The organism is Pantoea sp. USMM079 (genome assembly GCF_037153115.1).
Classification (GTDB): domain Bacteria; phylum Pseudomonadota; class Gammaproteobacteria; order Enterobacterales; family Enterobacteriaceae; genus Pantoea; species Pantoea communis.
The window spans coordinates 41,238-63,717 of sequence record NZ_JBBCKX010000008.1; the positions used below are offsets into that span (position 1 = coordinate 41,238).

Below are 22,480 nucleotides of genomic sequence, written 5' to 3' on the forward strand. Positions count from 1 at the left end.
CAACGCACCATTTGTAGCGGCGCTATTCATCGCAAAATGAAGGGTGCCGCTACGATTTGTGCGTCAGGAAATGCCTGCCATCATCCAGCCATTAGCTGGATGAACATACAGCATTATAGCAGCGAGGTCAGCGATGCCAACTGATGAATTTCGACGTGCGGCAGCAAACGCGCATCATCAATCTTCATCAGATTGCCATCGCGCAGGTTGATCCAGCAGGCTTGCATGCCCGCGTTTATTGAACCGACCACATCGGTGGTGAGATCGTCGCCCACATGAAGAATATGCTCAGGTGCGATGTTCAAACGCTCAGCCGCCAGCTGATACATATCCTGCCACGGCTTAGCACGGCCGTGCGGGCCGGCGCGCAGGGCGAACTGGAAGTAGTGGTTAATTCCCAGTTTTTCCGGACAGGCATTGCCGTTGGTGATCGCCACCAGCGGGACGCGCTCGCCCAGCCACGTTAGCGTTTGATGCGTCTCATTCGGCATCTCGACTTCGCTGCGCCACTGATGGAATACACCCATCACTTCGCTGGCACCGGCGCGGGCTTCAGCAGCGGATAAGCCGATATTGATCATTGCCAGCTCAACCGAGCGGCGGCGCCACTCAGACACGTCGTGGTAAATTTCCGGCTCACGCGCCAGCAGTTCGTCACGTAGCGCCTGATAATCAGCGGGGGTGAATTCACGCAGTGCCGGATGGAAGGCCTGCAACGCGGCGTGGGATTCGGCGGTGGTTTTACGGATCACCGGATGGTTGTCATACAGCGTATCGTCGAGATCGAAAGTGATCGCTTTGATCGGGCCCAGCGGGCGGTAGAACTTCATTCAGACTTTCCTCGTTTAGCACGTGGATGCGCCGCGTCGTACACGGTCGCCAGATGCTGGAAATCGAGATGGGTATAGATTTGCGTGGTCGACAGATTTGCGTGCCCGAGCAGTTCCTGCACTGCACGCAGATCGCCACTCGATTCGAGCAAATGGGTCGCAAACGAGTGACGCAGTTTATGCGGATGAATATGGTTGGCCACGCCCTGCTTGATGCCCCACTCGGCAAAGCGCTTTTGCACGTTACGCGCCGAAATACGCGTGCCGCGACTGGAAACAAACATCGCATCATCCTGCGGCGCGAAGCTTGCACGTAGTGGCAGCCAGTGTTGCAGCCAGGTCACCGCCGTGCCACCAATCGGCACACGTCGCTCTTTACTGCCTTTCCCCAACACCCACACTTCACCGGCGTCGAGATCGACATGACGACAATCCATGCCCACCAGCTCCGACAAACGTAAACCGCCGCCGTACATGGTTTCCAGCATCGCTCGGTCGCGCACCGCCAGCGGATCGTTCAGGTCGATCTCCAGCAGCTGGTTAACCTCGTCGACATCCATATTTTTTGGCAGATGACGAGCATTGCGCGGCGTGGAGATGCCTTTGGCCGGATTGGCGCTTAGCATCCCCTGACTGACCTGCCAGTCGAGAAAACTGCGTAGCGCCGACATGCGCAGCGCCAGGCTGCTGGGCCCGAGTCCGGCACGACGGCTGCGAGCCGCCAGCTGACGAACCTGTGCGGGCTCCAGTTGTGCCCATGAGGCGATCTTCATCTCATCGGCCATCGCGGTCATCGTCTGCAACTGGCGAGTGTAATTCTTTTGGGTCAACGGGCTGAGCTGGCGTTCGACTTTCAGATAACGCAGAAAGCCCTCAACGGCAGGCTGCAACGGGCTGACGTCACTCATGCGCGTTCAATCCAGCGAGACAGCAGATCCGGCAGCATTTGCGCCAGATGCTGTAACAGCAAAGTGCCCATGCCCGCTTGATAATGCTGGTTGTCGCGGCTGCTGAAAATTAGCACGCCAAGCTCGCCGCGTTCGCCCATCAGCGACATCGCCACCGACCCGATGGCTTTCGCCTGAGGCAACAACAGCAGTAACTCCGGGCCATTCAGGCTGCCAAGGTAATGATGTTCAGCACCAAAGCGTTGAATACGCAGCGGCTCAAAAGCCTGACGAGAAAGACCCAACTGGGTGAAATCAGAAGGTGCGCCGATGTGCCAATGGTCGTTGAACACCCGCACATTGGCGCCGGCCAGACCCAACTCACGCGCCCAACGGTGCAGACGCGTTAACATTTCCTGCAGGCTGTCCGCCGCGGCAAGATGGCCTTGCAACCCCAGCAGACGATCGAACAGTTGATGGTTGGCCGTAGCCTGCTCCATCAACAGCGTGATTTCCTCTTCCAGCTGCTGGATGTGGTTGCGCTGACGCGCCATGTGCCACTCTACCAGCGACACGCTGCCGCGCACCGGGTGCGGCACCATCATCTGTTCAACCTGGCGCGCATTGCGAATAAAGAAATCGGGGTTCTGGCGCAGGAAGGCGCTTACCGACTGATCGTCCAGCAAAACCGCGCTGTCGGTTTGCTCTTCGACATTTTTCATAGATGAATAAACCCATCGTAGACGTGTGTGGCTGGGCCGGTCATAAACAGCGGCTGACCTGCCCCTTTCCAGGCGATATGCAAGGTTCCGCCAGGCAAATCAACGCGAACTTTTTCCGCCAGAATGCCTTGCTGAATGCCGCAGGCAACGGCTGCGCAAGCGCCGCTGCCACAAGCCTGGGTTTCACCCGCGCCGCGTTCATACACGCGCAGACGAATGTGTTCAGGATTAACCACTTCCATAAAGCCCACGTTGACACGCTCCGGGAAGCGTTCGTGGCTTTCCAGCAGCGGACCGAGGGTTTCCACGGCGGCCGTTTTCACACTCTCAACCTGAATCACACAGTGCGGGTTGCCCATCGACACCGCACCAAACATCACGGTCTGCTCCGCAACACGTTGCAGATACAGGCTTTCCGCTTTATTGGCGCGCAGCGGCACCTGTTGCGGATCGAAGTTGGGTTCACCCATGTTGACACGTACCAGCTCATCGCTGGTCACGCTCAGCACCATGCGACCGGTTTGCGTACTCACGCGAATGTCGCTTTTGTTGGTCAGCCCTTTCAGGCGCACAAAGCGAGCAAAACAGCGCGCGCCGTTGCCGCATTGGGCCACTTCACTGCCATCCGCGTTGAAAATTCGGTAATGAAAATCGAGATCCGGATCATAAGGCGGTTCGACGATCAGCAGCTGATCGAAACCGATCCCCAGATGCCGATCCGCCAGACGGCGAATCAGTTCCGGCGAAAAAAAGACGTTTTGCGTCACGGCATCCACAACCATGAAATCGTTGCCGAGACCGTGCATTTTCGAGAACTGCATTTTCTGCTCCGCCGGATTACTCATAGAGATTAGTTCGCCTGTGAACCCGATTTGCTGGTGACCAAACCGTTAACGTCAGCATCCTGCGCCGCTTTTTGCTGCTGTTCGGTGACCTGCTGGTTTTGTTTGGTCGGCTGATCTTTGGGCGGGAAATACAGCGGTCCTTTCAGGCCACAGCCTGCGAGGCTGACCAGTGCCAGCGCCATACCCAGCTGACTTATCATATGTCTCATTCTGTCTGCTCTTCCTGTCCTTAAGCCTTGGCTGCTTATCATCGCAGTTGACGTTGTAAAAGCAACAGGAAATACCCGCAAATCCGGGCGCATGTCAGAGGAAAAGCCAATCCCACCACGCGAACGCAGGCGGGATCAGTGCATTTGGTAGCGCGGCTGGAAATCGCCGTTGTCGTTATCGGGCTGCGTTGCACAGAGCTGTGTCAGCGTCTGGCTGCGGAATGGAATCACCTGGAAGCGATCGCCCGCGTGCACAATCTGGTAGAACTGCGGCAGGTTGAAGTTGATAAAGCTGGAGCCATAGGTGAAGCGGTCATGCGACGAGGAGTAAAAACGGCTCACGTCACGCACCAACTCTTCTTTGCTGCCTTCACAATGGTGATAAACCTCAACGCGATTGGTTTCGTCGAGGATATAAATATTGAAGCCGCGATCGTCATTGGTGTCTTCAAAGAAGAACTGAATGATGCCTTCGCTGGCATAGCCGTTCACCACCGGCGGTAATGGCGTCTGATTCGATTCCACTTTGATCGACAAACCGTGCAGCTTGTTGTTGGAAATCGCGCCGTAGAACTCCACCGCATTTTCCAGTTTCTGCACCGAGACGCTCATGCGCTCGAAGAACAAGCCCCACGTCTGGCCCGCCATGCGCAGCGCTTTAAAGCGGCCTGGCTCCTGACGGGTACTAGACAGGCGTAGCTCAATACACTCAGACACCAGCTGCTGTACGCGGGTACGAATCAAACCGCGCAGATGCTGGCTGTAGCAGAACACTTCCACCGTATCCGGCGGTGCGGCATCCTGATGCATTTTGCCGAGAATGGTTTTCAGCGCTTCGATCATCGCCTGCTCACCGCTGAAGTGCAGCGTACGCACTTCATTCCATGAGTTGCGGTACAGCAGATCAATGCTACCAATCAGGCACTGTTGCTGCTGACCGAAGCTGAACACATCCAGCTTGCGGAAATCAAAATGCACCACCTGATTGCGGAAGGCGGAGGTCGGATCGTGTTCGAGGTTAACGATAATCGCCAGATGACGGATTTCGCACGGGCTGTACAACGCTTTTGGCGTCGGCGCAGGCACGCGCAGCGGGAAGTGGCTCGACACATCGTTGACCAACTCCTGCAAACGCGGCAGATCGCAGAATTCGTTGCCCTTCATATGCAAACGCGTTTTGCTGGTCAGCAAACCGTTGAACCACGCCCACGCCACTAACTTGTTCAGGTAGCGGTTATATTCCAGCGGCTGATGGCTGATGATCGAACTCATGTCCGGCGACTGGTTGTAAAGATACCAACCGGCGCGATTGGCGCGGCCTTCCGGCACATGAATAAAGGTCAGATTATCTTCCGACAGGTCAGGCGAAATCTGTGGGTTCACCAGCGTCACTTTGCCCGGCAACGCTTCAAACGCGGCATACAGTTTACGCGTCAGCACGCCGATATCCTGCGGGCTGGCACTGACGCTTAAATTGTTACGACGGGCAAAACGGATCAGGTTGCGATAGCTCTGCATCATCGCATCCAGCAACTCGTTGTGCGCTTCACGCACACGCTCAATTTTCCACTGGGCGCGGTTATCCAATACCGCAATTTTCTCTTCATCCCAACCCCACTCTTTCACCAGCTGCGACAGAATCTCGCGACGCCAGCCTGAGCGGTGATGGTGGTGATCGTCACTCGAGAGCTTCTCACACACTTTTAAATAGAAACATCGGCGCACCAAATCAAGGCGCGCCATGTCATCCACGCTGGTCAGATAGCGCGTCACACGCTCCAGCATCATGCAATAGGGGTCGAGGCCGAAGCAGACGATTTCGCCATCGTGCAGGCGCTGTTTGATATCCATCGCCAGCAGCTGCGTGTTCGGGTATTCCCAGCTGTACGCTTCTAACAACAGGGTTTTCAGCACCGCTTTGTACGGTGAATCGATGCTTTTATACAGCTGCCACAAGCTGGCCCCGAAGTACTCTTCGGCTGACAGCGTGCCGAGGCCGCCGAGATCCAGCCACTCATTCGGCGTCAACACGCCTTGTGAATAGAGTGACATCACGTAATCGTCGTAATGGTGCTCTTCTTCGCCGGGTACCATGTTCCACAGGATGCGTTTACCGGCCATACGCACAGCGGTACGGTAGAACTCATCCAGCAGCAAAATATGTTGGGTAGAACCGCAGTCTTCACCACCGAGGCTGCCGCTCTCATTGTGGCGGAAACGATTCTCGTCGATCAGGAAGAAACTGACTTCCACACCCATCGACACACACCATTTCTGCAACAGGGTACACTTGCGCTGCAGATTGAGGCGCTCTTCATTATCCAGCCAGGATTGATGACACACCCAGATGTCGAGATCGGACACGCTGTTCTGACCGACAGACGAGGTACTGCCCATCGAGTAAATGCCGGTAATCGGACGTTCACCTTTGACGGCAGTGCTGAGATCCAGAGGCTGATCGCCCGCCAACTGTTGCAACAGATGCTGTTGGTTTTCATCAGGCGTGAAGAAGCTGACGCCGTGGGGAACGCTACCTTCAAGGTAGCCCGGCATCAGCGGGTGATGATAGTGCAGTAATGTTGGCAGCAGACTGTAGACTTGCTGGAAGGCAGGTCCCATAGCAGCCAGTGCGCGATCAACGCGCAGCTGGTTAATTGCATCCAGTCTCTGTTTCAGTGTCTCAATGTAGAGGTACAAGACGTTTCGCCTGATTGTCCCAGTGTTAAGCACCCTGTTTCCAAAACCTGCCGCTTAATAATAAAGATGTTGGGCAAATTATTGCTGGAAACGTGATCAATCTAACACCTGGAGGATTGACCGTAAAGAAAGTTGCGCTACATGACAGTTTAGCACGTTCCCCATGTAGCCCTGCTTTTTCGGACTTAGACGTCAGAAAATGACGCAATAATGCGTAACAACTGACATCGAGGCCTTTTCAATCCGTTGAAACTGACAGCATTCCCCTATCAATGATAGGATAATCGATGAACGATCAAAATGGTTAACAGCATGTTAAACAAAATTTTCAGAATTGCTACCAGACAAAGTCCCCTTGCTTTATGGCAGGCACAATATGTCCAACAGCGCCTGATGGCAGCACATCCGGGCGTGCAGGTTGAGCTGGTGCCTATGGTCACCAAAGGCGACATCATCCTCGACACACCGCTGGCTAAAGTCGGTGGAAAAGGCCTGTTTGTTAAAGAGCTTGAACTGGCAATGCTGGAAAACCGTGCCGATCTTGCGGTGCACTCCATGAAGGATGTGCCGGTGGATTTCCCGGAAGGCCTGGGCCTCGTCACCATCTGCGAGCGTGAAGACCCGCGTGATGCCTTCGTTTCCAACCTTTATAACAGCATTGATGAACTGCCACAGGGCGCGATTGTGGGGACGTCCAGTCTGCGTCGTCAGTGTCAGCTCAGCGCACGTCGTCCCGATCTGATCATCCGTTCGTTACGCGGGAACGTGGGCACCCGTTTGGGTAAGCTGGATGCCGGAGAATATGACGCCATTATTCTGGCCGCGGCAGGCCTGAAGCGCTTGAACCTCGACGACCGCATTCGTCAGGCGATGCCCGCTGAAATCTCGCTGCCCGCCGTGGGCCAGGGCGCCGTCGGTATTGAATGTCGCCTTGATGATCACGAACTGATTACCTTATTGCAGGCGCTGAATCACGCCGACACCGATGTTTGTGTGCGCGCTGAACGCGCGATGAACACACGCCTCGAAGGCGGTTGTCAGGTACCGATCGGCAGCTTTGCCGTGCTGGAAGATAATCAGCTATGGTTACGTGGCTTAGTCGGCTCACCGGATGGCCAGCAAATGGTGGTAGGTGAACGCCGTGGTCCGCGCGAAAACGCCGTGCAAATGGGGATCTCCCTTGCAGAAGAGCTGCTGGATGGCGGCGCCCGCGACATTCTGCGCGACGTTTATCAGGGGCAAACGCCTGCATGACCATTCTCGTGACCCGCCCGGAGCCCGCTGCCAGTGAACTGGTTTCGCGTCTGCGAACCCAGGGAAAACTGGCGTGGACTCTACCGCTGATTGAATTCACGCCGGGTCGCGATCTGCAACAATTGCCGCAAAAACTGGCGGCTTTACGGCCGGGCGATCTGGTGTTTTTGCTGTCGCAGCAGGTGGTGCTGTTTGCCCATCCAGCGCTACAGCAGAGTGCCCTCACCTGGCCCGAAACACTCGACTACTATGCTATAGGGCGCAGCACCGCGCTGGCACTGCATACCGTCAGTCATCTGAAAGTAGACTATCCTCATGCGCGGGAGACCAGCGAAGAGTTAGTGCGCCTCAACCGTCTGCAACAGGTAAAAGGCAAGCGTGCGCTGATTTTGCGCGGCAGCCCAGGCCGTGAGTTACTGGCTGAAACCCTGCTGAAACGCGGCGCCGAGGTGGAATACTGCGAGTGCTATCAACGGTGTGAAAAGTATTATGAGGGCGCGATTGAGGGTCGTCGCTGGCGCGATCGCGGAATTACTACGCTGGTGGTCACCAGCGGTGAGATGTTACAACAACTGTTTGCACTGTTTCCGCCAATCGTTCGTCGGGAATGGTTATTGCACTGTCGACTGGTGGTCGTCAGTGAACGTTTGGCTACTCAGGCCGCCGAATTAGGCTGGCAGGATATTGAGGTAGCCGATGGTGCTGATAACGATGCGCTGCTGCGCGCGTTACGCTGAACTTAACAATGGGATGAGCCATAATGACGGAACAAAAAGCCTCCTCCGCCATGGTTGAAGAAACCACCCCTGCGGACACTTCCCCCACGCCAGACGGTAAAAAGCCTCGCGATAAAAAAAGCGATGGCAAAGTACTGAGCGCGGTGGCGATCGTGATTGCGCTGGCGATTGGCGCGGGACTTTACCTCAATGGGAAACATCAGGCCGAATTACAGGCTCAGACAAACCAGAACCTGAGTGAACAGCTGAGCGCCCTGCAGCAGCAACTGGGCAGCGACAAACAGCAGCTGACGCAACAACTGGATACCGCTAACACAGCGTTGCAGGAAGCGCGTACCCAGCAGGACAACAGCGCCAAAGAGCTGGAAACCCTGCGCGATAAAGTCGCGACGATCTCCGGCAATGACACCCGCACCTGGCTGCTGGCGCAAGCGGATTATCTCGTGAAACTGGCGGGCCGCAAGCTGTGGAGCGATCAGGATGTCACCACCGCCGCCGCGCTGTTGAAAAGCGCCGATACCAGCCTCGCCGATATGAATGACCCGAGCGTGATGAATGTGCGTCGTGCTTTAACGCAGGACATCAGTTCTCTCTCAACGGTGAGCCAGGTCGATTACGATGGCATCATCCTCAAACTCAATCAGTTGTCGAACGGCGTCGATAATCTGCGTCTGGCCGACAATGACAGTGATGATTCACCGATGGATGCCGATGGCGGAGAGCTTTCCAGCTCGCTGCACGAATGGCGTCAAAACCTGGTGAAGAGCTGGCATAACTTTATGGATGATTTCATTACCATCCGCCGCCGTGATAACACCGCACAGCCGCTACTGGCACCGAATCAGGACGTTTACCTGCGTGAAAATATCCGTTCACGTCTGCTGATTGCCGCCCAGGCTGTGCCACGTCATCAGGATGAAATCTACAAACAGTCGATTGATGCGGTCTCGACCTGGGTGCGCGCCTGGTACGACACCAATGACGCTGCCACCAAAGCTTTCCTCGCACAGCTGGATGAACTGAGTCAGCAAAACATCTCAATGGATGTGCCGGATACGCTGGAAAGTCAGGCGCTGTTGGAAAAATTGATGCAGACGCGCGTGCGCAACCTGCTGGCGCAGCCATCGGTTCCGGCTGATCAACAGGGAGGCTAAGCATGCTGAAAGTATTGGTGCTTTTCCTGCTGCTGATCGCGGGCGTGGTCTTAGGGCCGATGATTGCCGGCCATCAGGGCTACGTGCTGATTCAGACCGACAACTGGAACGTGGAAACCAGCGTCACAGGACTGGCGATCATCCTGATCCTCAGTCTGCTGGTGATTCTGTTCATTGAATGGATTTTACGCCGCGTATTCCGCACCGGTGCACGCACGCGTGGTTGGTTCACTGGACGTAAACGCCGCAGCGCACAGCGTCACACGCAGAGCGCTCTGATGAAGCTGGCGGAAGGTGATTACAAGCAGGTTGAAAAACTGCTGTCAAAGAATGCCGATCACGCCGATCAGCCGGTGGCTAACTATCTGCTGGCAGCCGAAGCGGCGCAGCAGCGTGGTGACGAAGTGCGTGCCAATCAACATCTGGAACGTGCGTCTGAGCTGTCCGAGAACGACACCATTCCGGTTGAAATCACCCGCGTACGCCTGCAACTGGCACGTAATGAAGATCACGCCGCCCGTCATGGCATTGACCGATTGCTGGAAGTCGCACCGCGTCATCCGGAAGTGCTGCGTCTGGCTGAACAGGCTTATATTCGCACCGGCGCATGGGGCGCGTTGCTGGATATTCTGCCCTCCATGCAGAAATCACAGGTTAACGATGAAGCCCATCGTGAGGCGCTACAACAGCAAGCCTGGCTAGGCATGATGAATCAGGCCATGGCCGATCAAGGCAGCGAAGGCCTGAAGAAGTGGTGGCAAAACCAAAGCCGTAAAACGCGTCAGGAAACGGCGCTGCAGGTGGCGATGGCGGAACATCTGATTGAGTGTGATGACCCTGATACCGCACAAAGCATCGTGCTGGAAGGATTGAAGCGTCAGTATGACGATCGCCTGGTGCTGTTAATGCCACGCATTAAAAGTGGCGATCCGCAATCGCTGGAGAAAGCGCTGCGCCAGCAAATCAAACAACATGGCGCAACGCCGCTGCTGCACAGCACCTTGGGCCAGATGCTGATGCGCCACGGTGAGTGGCAGCAGGCCGCTGAAGCTTTCCAGCAGGCACTGGCACAACGCCCTGATGCTTTTGATTATGCCTGGTTGGCCGATGTCTATGATCGCCTGCATCGCCCCGAGGACGCTGCTCAAATGCGCCGTGAAGGTCTGCTTCTCACCTTGAAGACGAATCCAAACGCTTGATTTAACGATTGTTACTTTTGTGCACGCCGGGCTTGTCCCGGCTTTTTTTTGCCTGAAGAGGAGCGGCATGAGGGTAAATCGTAGATAAAAAAACACCTGCCATAAGCAGGTGTAAGATCAGGTCGTTCAGACAACTGATGGTATCCGACTCAACGTAATGTCCTTCTTACTGCAGTAAAGCGTGCGCAATAACTGCCAGGCTGGACAACGGATACCGTAAGGGGCTCTGCATCATTCCCAGGTTTATGTAGCATCAGCAAACATAAGAGGTGGAATGAGCATCTACAGGATTATTATTGCATAAGCCGTGCCAGAATTGCAGATTCAGAGATAAGTTATTTTAAATCAGCAAGATGACTGTGCTTGCTCACTTCAAGCTGATAAGCGTGTCGTGATCTCGCAACACTCCCCCTCAATAACTGTCTCCTCTCAACGACAACCAATGCAAGGAATTGTCAGTCTATTTAAAATCAATGGGTTGCGAGTCTCATTATGACGACAACAACCGATGGCGTGATTTAAGAAGCCGGATGGTGTTGAGAAGCCGGGATGCTGAGTTGCTGAGTTGCTGAGTTGCTGAGTTGCTGAGTTGCTGAGTTGCTGAGTTGCTGAGTTGCTGAGTTGCTGAGTTGCTGAGTTGCTGAGTTGCTGAGTTGCTGAGTTGCTGAAAAGGATAAGATCAGTTTAGGGAAAGATAAAACGAAAAAAAGCCTGCTTTTTCAAGCAGGCTTTTCGAATATGGTCGGCGAGAGAGGATTCGAACCTCCGACCCACTGGTCCCAAACCAGTTGCGCTACCAAGCTGCGCTACTCGCCGATTTTTTCTGTATCTTATTTCTTCACGCTACCGCGTAATTTTGCCTGGTGCGAAGGGAGGGACTTGAACCCTCACGTCCGTAAGAACACTAACACCTGAAGCTAGCGCGTCTACCAATTCCGCCACCATCGCGTGCCCAGCAAAATTTGGGGTGGCTAATGGGACTCGAACCCACGACAACTGGAATCACAATCCAGGGCTCTACCAACTGAGCTATAGCCACCATAATTCTGGTGCGTAAGCATCTCTGCTTACTATTTTCACTGCATAACGCGGTTAAAACCAACCACCGAAGCTCTTGCGCACAAACTAAATGGCGCGCCCGACAGGATTCGAACCTGAGACCTCTGCCTCCGGAGGGCAGCGCTCTATCCAGCTGAGCTACGGGCGCGTAGCGCCGTTGCGGATGGGCATACTACGGGCTTGACCTCATACTGTCCAGCGCTTTTTTATAAAAAAAACGCGTTTGATTACGCTTTGTGCATTCCGTCGATTATTAATGCAGTTTTGCTGCCTGCACTGATGATATTGCTGAATAAATCGGCGATATCAAAGATCGCCACGCCAATGATAGCGCAAATATTTCAGCAGTTTTAACTGGCGGCGCCAACGCGATGGCTGCCGAATCAAACGATAGAGCCATTCCAGACCTAATTTCTGCCAGATTCGCGGTGCACGCGCAACGTGGCCGGTGAAAACGTCGTAGGTACCGCCTACGCCCATATACAGCGCATGCGGCCAGTGCGCGCGGCAATCACGCATCAGCAACTCCTGACGCGGCGAGCCCTGCGCCACCGTGACAATCTGTGCACCGCTGGCCGCAATGCGCGCAAACAACGCCTCACGCTCTGCCGGGGCAAAATAGCCATCCTGACTGCCGACGATGTTCACATTCCACTGACGGCGCAGTTTGTCACAGGTTTCATCCAGCACAGCCTGACGACCGCCAATCAGAAACACCGGAATGCCGCTGCGGCCTGCGCGCTCCATCAGGGCTTCCCACAGATCGGCGCCAGCGATGCGACTAACCTGCAACTGCGGATATTTTTTGCGTAAGGAGCGCACAATGCTAATGCCATCCGGATATTTAAATTCCGCTTCAGCAATCAGTGCACGCAGTTGCGCATCTTCTTCCAGCGTCAGCATCTTTTCTGCATTCATCGCCACCAGCGTGCCACAGCGCGGTTTGCCATCCGGCAGCAAGAAGTGCAGGAAGCCGTCCATGTCGTTAAAGGCGTGAAGATCGACACCGCGCAGGTTATAGCGCGGCTTATCGGTTTTCATGAATCATGTTCCCAAAGGTTAAGACAGGCTGTGAACCACCGGCTCGCTACGTGAGCGAATTAAACCCGCGCGCGCTAACAGCCAGTACAGCAATTTAGCCACCGCCATGCAGGCAGCAAAAATAATGCAAAAGAACACCACGCGCGAACCGAAAGCATCCAGCCCTTCACGCGCCAGCACGATCATATTGAAGACCGCGCCGAAGCAGAAGCTCTGCAGAATCGCCCCGCTATAGCGGTTTGAAGCATCACGGCCTTGCAGATAGAGGTTATCGAACCCTTTCATCAGCCAGCCGACGGCAATCGCACCCAGCGGAATAAACCACACGCCGCCCATTACCAGCAACGAACCCAGCAGCGTCGGCGAAATCGCCAGCCCTGAATGGTTGTTCAGCACTTCCCAGGTAAAGTAGTTGGCGCTGTTTAACACCATCGATGGACGGCCAGGCCAGAGCCAGCTCGGGATAAAGACATAAAAGTCACGCCAGATCGGTGCTAAGCCCTGGAAATCAATTTTGTCGTAGTTCTGCAACAACAGCGCGAGGTTTTCCCAGGGGGAGAAGGTATCACGCGTTAAATACAGGAAGGTGTAAAACGCTTCATCGCCCACCACATCGAGGTTATAGCGCCGCAGTGCCAGCCAGAACATACCCGCAATCGCCATCACGCCTGCGCCCACCAGCATCCACAAGGTGATCCAACCGCGCGTAATACCGATAAACAGGAACAGGGCAAAAGCGATGATGATATTTGCGCGCGTCCCGCCCACCAGTGCATAGGTCAGTAAACCAAATGCCACCGATACCAGCAAAAACCCTAGCCACTGGCGCTGCGTGGGGTTGAGGAAATAACGAATCAGCATCGCCGGAATAAAGAAGTAGAAGAAGCGTTTGAGCGCTACGCCGGACACTTCGCTGGAGAAAATCTGGTTATACGCAGAGAGTCGGAACAACAGTAACCCGTTGTGCATGAAGAACACCGTGACCGTGCCAATCGCCACCAGCGCCAGTAACAGGCAGGTAAGATGGGTTTCGACTCGGTTCATCTGCAACCAGGGTTTGCGCGGTGCAGCGTTGATCGGCCTCAACCGGACTTTATAACTGACGTAATAAATCGCATAAAAACTGGTCGCGGCCAGCAACGCCTGTAACAGGTACTCCGGCGGTACCACTTCAACATTAAAGCGGAATACCAGCACACTGGTGAGGGGGAACCCGAAATAAAAGGTCAGTAAAAAAAGGATGGTGAAGAACAGGTGGAAGTTAAAACGCACCCGTTTAAATTCCCGCCAGGTCAGCGTCAAAATGAAGCCCAGCGAGAACAGATAAACCACCAGCAGACCACTAAACTGCATCAGGCTCATGTTCTCTCCCTTTCACTCAGGCTCAACGCGTTGCGCCAGCCAGCCAGATAACCAGGGGCGAAAAAGGCAATCGCGGATTTATCACACTGCGCCAGCTGCCGCTGGGCTTCAGCCACACTCGAAGCATCCAGTGCATCTTCACTAAAAAGAACCGGCAACCCTTGTTCGCTGAGGTCGCGCCAGAACGGATTTTTTCGGTTCAGCACAAAGGGAATGTTGGCCTGAATCAGCAAACATAACGTGCCAATACCCTGTTGACGTTCGAACATAAAATAGCCGAGCTGGCATTCACTGAGCAATTGCAGATAGGTGTCAAAATCTATCTTGTCTCGCAACAAGGTTACCTGACCTTGGGGGAACAGGCGCTGCGCGGCCGTATTGATCTCTTCGATGTACTCATGATTATTTTCCGGGTAGCCCAGCGGGATCAGTATTTTCACCCGATCGCCAAACTGCGCTCGAATCGCCTGCAAGCCTTCAATATGGTTGTTGCTGCGATCGCCTGAGTTACCCAACAGTACGGTGAAATCACCGCTCGTGCTATCGCCCGGCACTGCGGCATCGGGCATGCGTGTTGGGAAATAGAGCAGTGAAGTGGGCACACGCGGATGGCGTTGTTGAAAAAAGTGCAAATCCCCACGCGTTGCGAACACGTGAGCAATGCGACGCTGTGCCAGGCGGCGCAGCAGATAAAACAACTGATACTTCAGGCCACGCCCTTCTTCATACAAATCAGCGCCCCAGATATGCCAGAACGCCTGCTCACGCCGTAATTTACCACTGAGCAAAGCCAGCCAGATTTGCGGATTGAATTGTCCATGAAAGAAGAAGCGTTGCGCACGATCAGCCGCACGGGACATTACCGCCTGTGCAAGTGCGCGCTTGCTGGGATAGCTTTCGATTTGCAGCGCGGTATAGGCTTGCATCGCTTCAGGCGTTGAAGTCACCACCATAAACTGGCGCGGTCCAGCACCCGGCAATTCGGTGCTCATCACCTCATCAAAGAAGCGCAACACCGTATGGTTATGATGTGGGATATCCGATCCCAGCACGTGAAATAAAGTCATTTTTTTCGGCAATAAATCATAAAGGCGCCACAGCAAATGGCGAAGTAGAGCACGTAAGTCGCCATATAGGCTTGTGCGGCTCCGGCGGTTCCATGTAAGGGAATCAGCCAATGTGAGAACGCGGTTAACAGCACAAACTGGCTGATTTCCGTCAAAATATAAAAGCGCAGTGAAGCTTTAGCGATCACCAGATATCCGAAAACATAGGCGCCAACTTTAAAGACGTCACCGCATAACTGCCAGATAAACAGGTCCCGCATCGCGGTAAACTGCGGTGAAAACAGCAGCCAGATGGCAATGTCACGCAGTAACCACACGCAGAAACTCGCAGCCGCCACTGCAGGTAACACAAAACGCAGCGCACGCCCAATTTCACGCGCAATCTGCGGCTTACCTTCCAGTCGCGCCAGCGTCGGCAGTAACCAGACACTAAAAGTCGCCGTGATAAATTGCAGATAGGCATCGGAAATACTGGTCACACCCTGCCACAGGCCTACCTGCGCCCACCCCTGCTGTTCGGCCAGCAGATTACGCATCATCACCCACGCCACTGGCAGGGTCACGGAGGTGATAAGCGCCATCAGGGTGAATTTTGCCAGATTTCGCGCCAAATCCGGCTGCCAGCTCGGTGTTAACCAGCGCAGTGGCAGCACCTGACGATGACGGCGCAGCATCAGCAGTGCCGGGAACACCAACAGTGCAGGCACTAGCGCTAAGCCGACTAACGCTCCGGCATATCCACCCAGCCACCAGCACAACACATAACCCAGCACGCCCACCAGACTACCGATAATCAGCGCCTGCGCATTGCCGCGCGCATCGCGAAACCCCTTGAGCAAGGCCAGCGTCAGATTGGCCCAGGCAATGCCAAACTGCAGAAAAGCCACGATGCGCACCACGTTGGCATAGTCGTCGTGACCAAATAGCGCATGACTGATCGGCCCCGCTGCCAGCAAGAACACCAGCGCCACCAGCGTGGAGAAGCCGATCACCATGGTGGATGCCGTACCCGTCACGGCACGCAGTTGCTCAGGTTGCTGCTGAAATTGCGCGATGTAGGTGGTCACGCCGTTGAAAATGCCCGCGCCGGCCAATACACCTAATACGGTAATCATCTGGCGAAAGTTACCGGCCTGGCCAACCCCTTCTGGCCCAAAGCTGACCGCCAGCAGTTTCACCACCAGCAAACCAGCAATGATTTTTACCAACGTTGATGAGGCTGTCCAGACTGAAGCTTTGGCTAACGACATCAGGCAAAGAAACTCAACAGCGAGCTGATAACGGTGCGCTGATTGTTATCCGACAGGTTATAAAACAGCGGCAGGCGCAGCAGGCGCTCACTCTCTTTGGTGGTGAAGCGGTCATCACCGTGGAAGCGACCAAAACGTTCACCGGCTGGCGAAGAGTGCAAGGGGATGTAGTGGAACACCGTGAGGATTTCCGCCTCTTTCATCCAGTTAATCAGTGCCTGACGGTCGTCGCTGTCGCGCAGTTTGATGTAAAACATGTGCGCATTGTGGCGGCAGTTTTCCGGCACCACCGGCAAGGCAATGCGTCCCGCCGCCGCCAGCGGTTGCAGCGCATCATAATAGCGCTGCCACAGGCGCAAACGCTGCTGGTTAATACGCTCAGCCGCTTCGAGTTGCGCCCACAGGTAGGCAGCCTGCAGATCCGCCATCAAATAGCTCGAACCGATATCGCGCCAGGTGTATTTATCCACCTGGCCACGGAAGAACTGGCTGCGGTTAGTGCCCTTTTCGCGGATGATCTCTGCACGCTCAACCAGCTTCGCGTCATTTATCAGCGTTGCTCCACCTTCACCGCCAGCGGTGTAGTTTTTGGTTTCATGGAAGCTAAAGCAACCAATATGACCAATCGTGCCGAGCGCACGCCCCTTGTATAGCGACATCACGCCCTGCGCCGCATCTTCAATCACAAATAATTGATGCTTCGCCGCCAGCGCCATAATGCTATCCATCTCGCAGGCGACGCCCGCGTAGTGCACCGGCACAATCGCACGGGTTTTCTCAGTGATCGCGGCTTCAATCAGCGTTTCATCGATATTCAGCGTATCGGGGCGCACATCGACGAACACGATCACAGCACCGCGCAGCACGAAGGCATTGGCGGTGGAAACAAAGGTGTAGCTCGGCATGATCACTTCATCGCCGGGCTGGATATCGATTAACAGTGCGGCCATTTCCAGCGAGGCGGTGCAGGAGGGGGTCAGCAGCACTTTTTTGCTGCCAAAATGCTGCTCCATCCACTGCTGACAGCGGCGGGTAAATCCACCGTCACCGCAGAGTTTGCCGCTGGCCATCGCCGACTGCATATATTCAAGTTCACTGCCGACGACTGGCGGCGCATTAAATGGGATCATGTAGCTGTCCTGTAAAACCAGTAGGCGGTGCTTTCAAGGCGTGCACCGCTGCGTAAATAGAGGCGCATCGCCGTAAGATTGCTAAGCTGGGTCGCGACGCGCAGTCGTTCAAGTTGCCGCACGCGGCCCCAATCCGCTGCCGCCAACAGCAAGCGTTGACCAATGCCCTGCCCTTGCGCTGCGGGCAGCACGGCGAGCAGGCCGATACGCGCATCACCGTTCACTTCACGCATCGAGACATAGCCTTGTAATTGGCCGGATTCGTCGCTGGCCACCAGGCATTGGTGATCAAAGGTGCCGCGTACCGCGTTTTCAATCCACTGTGCATAGAAACGACCGCTGTCATCGGCGTTAAACCAGGGCGCACGAAAACGGCTTTGGCGAAAGGCATGCGATGCCGCCTCACGCAATGCCGGGATCTGTGCTTCACGCGCGATGCGCACGCCAACCTGGCGCTCGGTGCGTTTGATATTGATGGCCAGATCGGCCTCACCTTCCACCAACTGAAAACCGTGCTGGCTTAAGGCATCAATGGCGTCGGTGCGCTCGGCGGGCACTTTGGCCTGCCACAACGTATCTGGCTGTTGCAGCGCGTCGGCAAGGGTGAAGTCGCCATCCAGGTCGATACGCGCGCTGTTCACGCCAAAGAAATCGCTTTCCCACTCAAGGGGGTTAATACTGACGCGGACGGGCATGGAGAACATCCATCAGGTATTGGCCGTAGCCGGTTTTGGTCAACGCTTGCGCCGCCGCCAGCAACTGTTCGTCACTTAGCCAACCATTGCGCCACGCAATCTCTTCCAGGCAGGCAATTTTAAAGCCCTGACGTTTCTCCACGGTCTGAACAAACATACTCGCTTCAATCAGACTGTCGTGTGTACCGGTATCCAGCCAGGCAAAACCTCGTCCCAGCAACTCGACAGAGAGTTCACCCTGCTCAAGATACATCTGGTTAATCGCGGTGATTTCCAGCTCGCCCCGTGCAGAAGGCTGCACCTGTTTGGCAAACTCCACCACGCGATTGTCGTAGAAGTAGAGGCCGGTTACCGCCCAACGTGATTTGGGTTGCTGCGGCTTCTCCTCGATGGAAAGCGCATTGAAGTCGTCATCAAATTCCACCACACCAAACCGCTCGGGATCCATCACCTGATAGGCAAACACCGTCGCACCGCTACTGCGCGCAGCCACTTTTTTCAGTTTCGGACTGAAGCCCTGGCCAAAATAGAGGTTGTCGCCCAGCACCAGACAGCAGCTGTCATTGCCAATGAAGGACTCACCAATGATAAACGCCTGCGCCAGACCATCGGGGCTGGGTTGCTCAGCATACTCTAGCTGCAGGCCGAACTCGCTGCCATCACCGAGCAAACGCTCGAAGTGCGCGCGATCTTCCGGCGTGGTGATAATCAGGACCTCGCGGATCCCCGCCAGCATCAGCACCGACAGCGGATAGTAGATCATCGGTTTGTCGTAAACCGGCAGTAGCTGCTTTGAGATAGCGCGAGTAATAGGGTGCAAACGCGTACCCGAACCGCCCGCCAGGATGATACCTTTCATCGTTGCTGCTCCTGTATTGCGCCTCAGCGCGGCGTGGTTAAACCCAACCGCTCGCCACGATAGCTACCGTTGAGAATCGCCTGCCACCACTGTGGGTTTGCCAAATACCACTGCACGGTTTTGCGAATGCCACTTTCGAAGGTTTCTTGCGGCGTCCAGCCTAACTCACGCGCAATTTTGCTGGCGTCGATGGCGTAACGCAGATCGTGACCGGGACGATCGGTGACAAAAGTGATCAGATCTCGATAGCGCGTCAGATGCGTGGCGCGCTGCTGCGGTGCCAGTTCGTCCAGCAGATCGCACAGGGTTTCCACCACCTCAATATTACGGCGTTCGTTGTGACCACCAATATTATAGGTTTCACCCACTTTGCCGCTGCTCACCACACTGTAGAGTGCTCGCGCATGATCCTCTACATACAGCCAATCGCGAATCTGGCTGCCGTTGCCATACACCGGCAAAGGCTTACCCGCCAACGCATTGATGATAGTCAGTGGAATCAATTTTTCAGGAAAGTGATAAGGGCCATAATTGTTCGAACAGTTGGTGACGATGATCGGCAAGCCGTAAGTGCGTAACCAGGCGCGAACCAAATGATCGCTGCTGGCTTTCGTCGCTGAATAAGGGCTGCTGGGCGCATACGGCGTGGTTTCGGTAAAGAAATCATCGCTGCCATGCAAATCGCCAAACACTTCGTCAGTGGAAATGTGATGGAAGATAAAGCCTTTTTTACGCTCATCCGCCATACCATTCCAGTAATGGCGTGCGGCTTCCAGTAACTGATAGGTGCCCACGATATTGGTTTCGATGAAGGCAATCGGGCCATCAATCGAGCGATCCACATGGCTTTCTGCGGCCAGATGCATAATGCAATCCGGTTGATATTGGGCCATGACACGATCCAGTTCGGCTCGGTCGCAAATATCCACCTGCTCAAAGGCATAGCGCGCATCATTCTGTATTGGAGCCAGAGAGGCTAAGTTGCCTGCGTAGCTGAGTTTATCCACCACCACCACCTGATGGTCGGTTTGCTCAATCAGAAATCGCACCAGTGCGGAACCAATAAAGCCTGCGCCACCTGTCACCAGGAACTGTTTCATCGCCAGACACCTTTGGTATCGATAATCCACTGCTGCGTGATCTCGCTGGCATCGATAGCGCGGAACTGCGCGTGATCAACCAGCATCACGATGATATCTGCTTGCTGCAATGCATCCTGGGTGGAAACCAGAGCCGCTTCGTGGGCCAGTTGCGCAGGGATTTCTGCCACATGCGGTTCAACCACCAGCGTGCTGCCGCTGTGCCACTCGGCAATCAGGTGCGCCACTGTCATTGCCGGGCTTTCACGCAAATCATCGATGTTCGGTTTAAACGCCAGACCGAAGCAGGCAATCGTCACCTCAGAAGCACGTTTGCCGCTGGCAGTCAGGCAATCCGCCAACTGCTGTTTGACCTGATCCAACACCCACGTCGGTTTCGCATCATTCACTTCACGCGCGGTACGAATCAGACGCGCCAGTTCCGGATTTTGCGCCACGATAAACCAGGGATCGACAGCGATACAGTGGCCACCAACACCTGGTCCGGGCTGCAGAATGTTGACGCGTGGATGGCGGTTCGCCAGCGCAATCAACTCCCACACGTTGATCTTCTGTTCCGCACAAATCAGCGATAGCTCATTGGCAAACGCAATATTCACATCGCGGAAGCTGTTCTCCGTGAGTTTGCACATCTCGGCAGTACGCGCGTTGGTTTCCACACATTCGCCGCGCAGGAAGATGCGATACAGTTCGCTGGCCCGTGCTGAGCACGCAGGCGTCATGCCGCCAATCACACGGTCATTTTCCAGCAGCTCTACCATCACTTTGCCGGGCAGCACGCGCTCCGGGCAGTAAGCGATAAACACGTCACAGTTATCACCGTGCTGCGGGAAACGCAGGTCAGGACGTGCCTCTGCCAGCCAGGCGGCCATCTGTTCGGTCGCGCCAACCGGTGAGGTCGATTCGAGGATCACTAAATCGCCCGTTTTCAGCACCGGTGCAATCGACAACGCGGCTGCCTGTACATAGCTCAGGTCCGGCTGATGACCGGCGATAAACGGCGTAGGTACGGCGATTAAGAAGGCATCCGCAGCTTCGGCTTGCGTGGTAGCTCGCAGAAAACCTGCCTGCACGGCTTCACGCACCACGTCACCTAACTCCGGCTCGACAATGTGAATGTCGCCGCGATTAATGGTCTCGACCGCGCGGACATTGATATCCACGCCGATCACTTTTTTTCCCTTTGAGGCAAAAACGGCCGCCGTTGGCAGCCCAATGTAGCCCAGTCCGATAACGGAAATGGTTTCAAAACGCATAATTATACTCTGTGTTGTTTCAGTGCCTGCAGGATGCGCGAGCAGGCTTGTCCATCGCCATACGGATTGTGCGCGCGACTCATCCTCTGCCAGGCTTCCTCGTCCTGCAGCAGCAGGCTGACTTCTTCGACAATCCGGTTGATATCGGTACCGACCAGTTTTACTGTGCCCGCATCCACCGCTTCCGGACGCTCAGTCGTATCACGCATGACCAGAACAGGTTTGCCCAACGATGGCGCTTCTTCCTGAATACCACCGGAATCGGTGAGGATCAGCCAGGAACGGTTCATCAGCCAGACAAACGGCAAATACTCCTGTGGCTCAATCAAAATGATATTGTCGATCCCACTCAGGATACGATTTACTGGCTCACTGACGTTGGGATTGAGGTGCACCGGATAGACGATTTGCGCCTGCGGATGCTGACGTGCAATCTGCGCCAGCGCGCTGCAAATGCGTTCAAAACCGCCGCCAAAGCTTTCACGGCGATGGCCGGTGACCAGAATCAGTTTTTTATCCGCATCAAGGAACGGATAACGTGCTGCAAGACGTGCATTCAGATCGCCATCATCCAGCACCCGATCGCGCACCCATAGCAGCGCATCAATCACCGTATTGCCGGTAACTACGATACAGTCATCCGGCAAATTTTCACGCAGCAGATTCTGCCGCGAACTCTCGGTTGGGGTGAAATGGTAGCTCGCCAGATGACCGGTTAAGGTGCGGTTAGCCTCTTCCGGCCAAGGCGACATCAGGTTGCCGGTGCGCAATCCTGCTTCGACGTGCCCCACCGGAATCTGATGATAAAAAGCGGCTAAGCTAGCAGCAAAAGTGGTGGTGGTATCACCGTGCACCAGCACCACATCGGGCTGAAAATCGGCGAGCACCGTTTTCATCCCCTGCAAAATGCGGCTGGTGATCTCCGTCAGCCCCTGTTCCGGGCGCATGATATTGAGATCGTAATCGGGCTGCAGCTTGAACAGCCGCAGCACCTGATCGAGCATTTCACGATGCTGCGCGGTCACGCATAAGCGCGATTCAAACGCCGGGTCCTGCGCCAGTGCTTGCACCAGCGGGGCCATTTTGATCGCCTCAGGACGCGTGCCAAATACGGTCAGAACTTTCAC

The 22,480-nt window shown here is 55.1% G+C and carries 20 protein-coding genes and 4 tRNA genes; 4 read left to right on the plus strand and 20 right to left on the minus strand.

The window, feature by feature from the left end; genetic code table 11:
- Positions 1-113: 113 nt before the first annotated feature.
- From yigB to WFP70_RS13380, 6 genes are all read right to left on the minus strand, one after another.
- A complete protein-coding gene (gene yigB / locus WFP70_RS13355; RefSeq protein WP_097118520.1) occupies positions 114-830 on the minus strand; it encodes a 5-amino-6-(5-phospho-D-ribitylamino)uracil phosphatase YigB in 717 nt (238 codons plus the stop codon).
- Positions 827-1,738, minus strand: coding sequence for a tyrosine recombinase XerC (xerC, locus tag WFP70_RS13360; protein WP_058960365.1), 912 nt, complete (start codon positions 1,736-1,738; stop codon positions 827-829). Before xerC ends, yigB begins: the two co-directional genes overlap by 4 nt.
- Positions 1,735-2,439, minus strand: a complete 705-nt coding sequence (locus tag WFP70_RS13365) for a DUF484 domain-containing protein (RefSeq protein WP_034827865.1) — start codon at positions 2,437-2,439, stop codon at positions 1,735-1,737. The genes xerC and WFP70_RS13365 overlap by 4 nt, the downstream gene beginning before the upstream one ends.
- A complete protein-coding gene (dapF, locus tag WFP70_RS13370; RefSeq protein WP_166933384.1) occupies positions 2,436-3,260 on the minus strand; it encodes a diaminopimelate epimerase in 825 nt (274 codons plus the stop codon). The genes WFP70_RS13365 and dapF overlap by 4 nt, the downstream gene beginning before the upstream one ends.
- A 29-nt stretch (positions 3,261-3,289) precedes the next feature.
- On the minus strand, positions 3,290-3,493 hold the full coding sequence (lptM, locus tag WFP70_RS13375; protein WP_038643799.1) for an LPS translocon maturation chaperone LptM: 204 nt from the start codon (positions 3,491-3,493) through the stop codon (positions 3,290-3,292).
- 135 nt (positions 3,494-3,628) lie between these two features.
- Complete coding sequence (locus WFP70_RS13380) at positions 3,629-6,190, minus strand: class I adenylate cyclase (protein ID WP_160833378.1); 2,562 nt, start codon at positions 6,188-6,190, stop codon at positions 3,629-3,631.
- A 312-nt stretch (positions 6,191-6,502) separates the two neighbouring features.
- Between WFP70_RS13380 and hemC the strand changes: the two genes are divergently transcribed.
- Genes hemC through hemY form a run of 4 tightly spaced genes read left to right on the plus strand, consistent with a single transcriptional unit; the run spans position 6,503 to position 10,534 of the window.
- Positions 6,503-7,444, plus strand: coding sequence for a hydroxymethylbilane synthase (gene hemC / locus WFP70_RS13385; protein WP_058960399.1), 942 nt, complete (start codon positions 6,503-6,505; stop codon positions 7,442-7,444).
- Positions 7,441-8,181: a uroporphyrinogen-III synthase gene (gene hemD, locus WFP70_RS13390; RefSeq protein WP_337023608.1), complete on the plus strand. Its 741-nt coding sequence runs from the start codon at positions 7,441-7,443 to the stop codon at positions 8,179-8,181. The genes hemC and hemD overlap by 4 nt, the downstream gene beginning before the upstream one ends.
- A gap of 23 nt (positions 8,182-8,204) precedes the next feature.
- Positions 8,205-9,335, plus strand: a complete 1,131-nt coding sequence (gene hemX, locus WFP70_RS13395) for a uroporphyrinogen-III C-methyltransferase (RefSeq protein WP_337023607.1) — start codon at positions 8,205-8,207, stop codon at positions 9,333-9,335.
- A gap of 2 nt (positions 9,336-9,337) precedes the next feature.
- Positions 9,338-10,534: a protoheme IX biogenesis protein HemY gene (gene hemY / locus WFP70_RS13400; RefSeq protein ID WP_058960370.1), complete on the plus strand. Its 1,197-nt coding sequence runs from the start codon at positions 9,338-9,340 to the stop codon at positions 10,532-10,534.
- 739 nt (positions 10,535-11,273) lie between these two features.
- Here the strand turns inward: hemY and WFP70_RS13405 are convergent.
- From WFP70_RS13405 to wecB, 14 genes are all read right to left on the minus strand, one after another.
- Positions 11,274-11,350: transfer RNA gene (locus WFP70_RS13405), tRNA-Pro, on the minus strand.
- Between the two features lie 45 nt (positions 11,351-11,395).
- Positions 11,396-11,482: transfer RNA gene (locus tag WFP70_RS13410), tRNA-Leu, on the minus strand.
- 15 nt (positions 11,483-11,497) lie between these two features.
- Positions 11,498-11,573: transfer RNA gene (locus WFP70_RS13415), tRNA-His, on the minus strand.
- Between the two features lie 91 nt (positions 11,574-11,664).
- A tRNA-Arg gene (locus tag WFP70_RS13420) sits at positions 11,665-11,741 on the minus strand.
- Positions 11,742-11,899: 158 nt separating this feature from the next.
- Positions 11,900-12,634 carry a lipopolysaccharide N-acetylmannosaminouronosyltransferase gene (wecG, locus tag WFP70_RS13425; protein ID WP_337023606.1) on the minus strand — a complete coding sequence of 245 codons (735 nt, stop codon included), beginning with the start codon at positions 12,632-12,634 and terminating at the stop codon, positions 11,900-11,902.
- Between the two features lie 18 nt (positions 12,635-12,652).
- Positions 12,653-13,996, minus strand: a complete 1,344-nt coding sequence (wzyE, locus tag WFP70_RS13430; protein WP_337023605.1) for an ECA oligosaccharide polymerase — start codon at positions 13,994-13,996, stop codon at positions 12,653-12,655.
- Positions 13,993-15,063: a TDP-N-acetylfucosamine:lipid II N-acetylfucosaminyltransferase gene (locus WFP70_RS13435; RefSeq protein WP_337023604.1), complete on the minus strand. Its 1,071-nt coding sequence runs from the start codon at positions 15,061-15,063 to the stop codon at positions 13,993-13,995. The genes wzyE and WFP70_RS13435 overlap by 4 nt, the downstream gene beginning before the upstream one ends.
- Positions 15,060-16,313, minus strand: coding sequence for a lipid III flippase WzxE (gene wzxE / locus WFP70_RS13440; RefSeq protein WP_337023603.1), 1,254 nt, complete (start codon positions 16,311-16,313; stop codon positions 15,060-15,062). Before wzxE ends, WFP70_RS13435 begins: the two co-directional genes overlap by 4 nt.
- Positions 16,313-17,443: a dTDP-4-amino-4,6-dideoxygalactose transaminase gene (gene rffA, locus WFP70_RS13445; RefSeq protein WP_337023602.1), complete on the minus strand. Its 1,131-nt coding sequence runs from the start codon at positions 17,441-17,443 to the stop codon at positions 16,313-16,315. Before rffA ends, wzxE begins: the two co-directional genes overlap by 1 nt.
- On the minus strand, positions 17,440-18,138 hold the full coding sequence (gene rffC, locus WFP70_RS13450; RefSeq protein WP_034827844.1) for a dTDP-4-amino-4,6-dideoxy-D-galactose acyltransferase: 699 nt from the start codon (positions 18,136-18,138) through the stop codon (positions 17,440-17,442). The genes rffA and rffC overlap by 4 nt, the downstream gene beginning before the upstream one ends.
- Positions 18,116-18,997, minus strand: a complete 882-nt coding sequence (rfbA, locus tag WFP70_RS13455; RefSeq protein ID WP_097118511.1) for a glucose-1-phosphate thymidylyltransferase RfbA — start codon at positions 18,995-18,997, stop codon at positions 18,116-18,118. Before rfbA ends, rffC begins: the two co-directional genes overlap by 23 nt.
- A gap of 23 nt (positions 18,998-19,020) precedes the next feature.
- On the minus strand, positions 19,021-20,097 hold the full coding sequence (gene rffG / locus WFP70_RS13460; RefSeq protein ID WP_160868695.1) for a dTDP-glucose 4,6-dehydratase: 1,077 nt from the start codon (positions 20,095-20,097) through the stop codon (positions 19,021-19,023).
- Positions 20,094-21,353 carry a UDP-N-acetyl-D-mannosamine dehydrogenase gene (gene wecC / locus WFP70_RS13465; protein WP_337023601.1) on the minus strand — a complete coding sequence of 420 codons (1,260 nt, stop codon included), beginning with the start codon at positions 21,351-21,353 and terminating at the stop codon, positions 20,094-20,096. The genes rffG and wecC overlap by 4 nt, the downstream gene beginning before the upstream one ends.
- A 2-nt stretch (positions 21,354-21,355) precedes the next feature.
- Positions 21,356-22,480 (minus strand): non-hydrolyzing UDP-N-acetylglucosamine 2-epimerase, encoded by a 1,125-nt coding sequence (gene wecB / locus WFP70_RS13470; protein WP_034827841.1) that lies wholly within the window; start codon positions 22,478-22,480, stop codon positions 21,356-21,358.

Coding starts and splice junctions, on each gene's coding strand:
- hemX (WP_337023607.1), top strand. CDS start 8,205: ATGACGGAACAAAAAGCCTCCTCCGCCATGGTTGAAGAAACCACCCCT.
- WFP70_RS13435 (WP_337023604.1), bottom strand. CDS start 15,063: ATGACTTTATTTCACGTGCTGGGATCGGATATCCCACATCATAACCAT.
- wzxE (WP_337023603.1), bottom strand. CDS start 16,313: ATGTCGTTAGCCAAAGCTTCAGTCTGGACAGCCTCATCAACGTTGGTA.
- wzyE (WP_337023605.1), bottom strand. CDS start 13,996: ATGAGCCTGATGCAGTTTAGTGGTCTGCTGGTGGTTTATCTGTTCTCG.
- wecC (WP_337023601.1), bottom strand. CDS start 21,353: ATGCGTTTTGAAACCATTTCCGTTATCGGACTGGGCTACATTGGGCTG.
- hemC (WP_058960399.1), top strand. CDS start 6,503: ATGTTAAACAAAATTTTCAGAATTGCTACCAGACAAAGTCCCCTTGCT.
- dapF (WP_166933384.1), bottom strand. CDS start 3,260: ATGCAGTTCTCGAAAATGCACGGTCTCGGCAACGATTTCATGGTTGTG.
- hemY (WP_058960370.1), top strand. CDS start 9,338: ATGCTGAAAGTATTGGTGCTTTTCCTGCTGCTGATCGCGGGCGTGGTC.
- rfbA (WP_097118511.1), bottom strand. CDS start 18,997: ATGAAAGGTATCATCCTGGCGGGCGGTTCGGGTACGCGTTTGCACCCT.
- hemD (WP_337023608.1), top strand. CDS start 7,441: ATGACCATTCTCGTGACCCGCCCGGAGCCCGCTGCCAGTGAACTGGTT.
- WFP70_RS13365 (WP_034827865.1), bottom strand. CDS start 2,439: ATGAAAAATGTCGAAGAGCAAACCGACAGCGCGGTTTTGCTGGACGAT.
- yigB (WP_097118520.1), bottom strand. CDS start 830: ATGAAGTTCTACCGCCCGCTGGGCCCGATCAAAGCGATCACTTTCGAT.
- rffA (WP_337023602.1), bottom strand. CDS start 17,443: ATGATCCCATTTAATGCGCCGCCAGTCGTCGGCAGTGAACTTGAATAT.
- rffG (WP_160868695.1), bottom strand. CDS start 20,097: ATGAAACAGTTCCTGGTGACAGGTGGCGCAGGCTTTATTGGTTCCGCA.
- lptM (WP_038643799.1), bottom strand. CDS start 3,493: ATGAGACATATGATAAGTCAGCTGGGTATGGCGCTGGCACTGGTCAGC.
- wecG (WP_337023606.1), bottom strand. CDS start 12,634: ATGAAAACCGATAAGCCGCGCTATAACCTGCGCGGTGTCGATCTTCAC.
- xerC (WP_058960365.1), bottom strand. CDS start 1,738: ATGAGTGACGTCAGCCCGTTGCAGCCTGCCGTTGAGGGCTTTCTGCGT.
- rffC (WP_034827844.1), bottom strand. CDS start 18,138: ATGCCCGTCCGCGTCAGTATTAACCCCCTTGAGTGGGAAAGCGATTTC.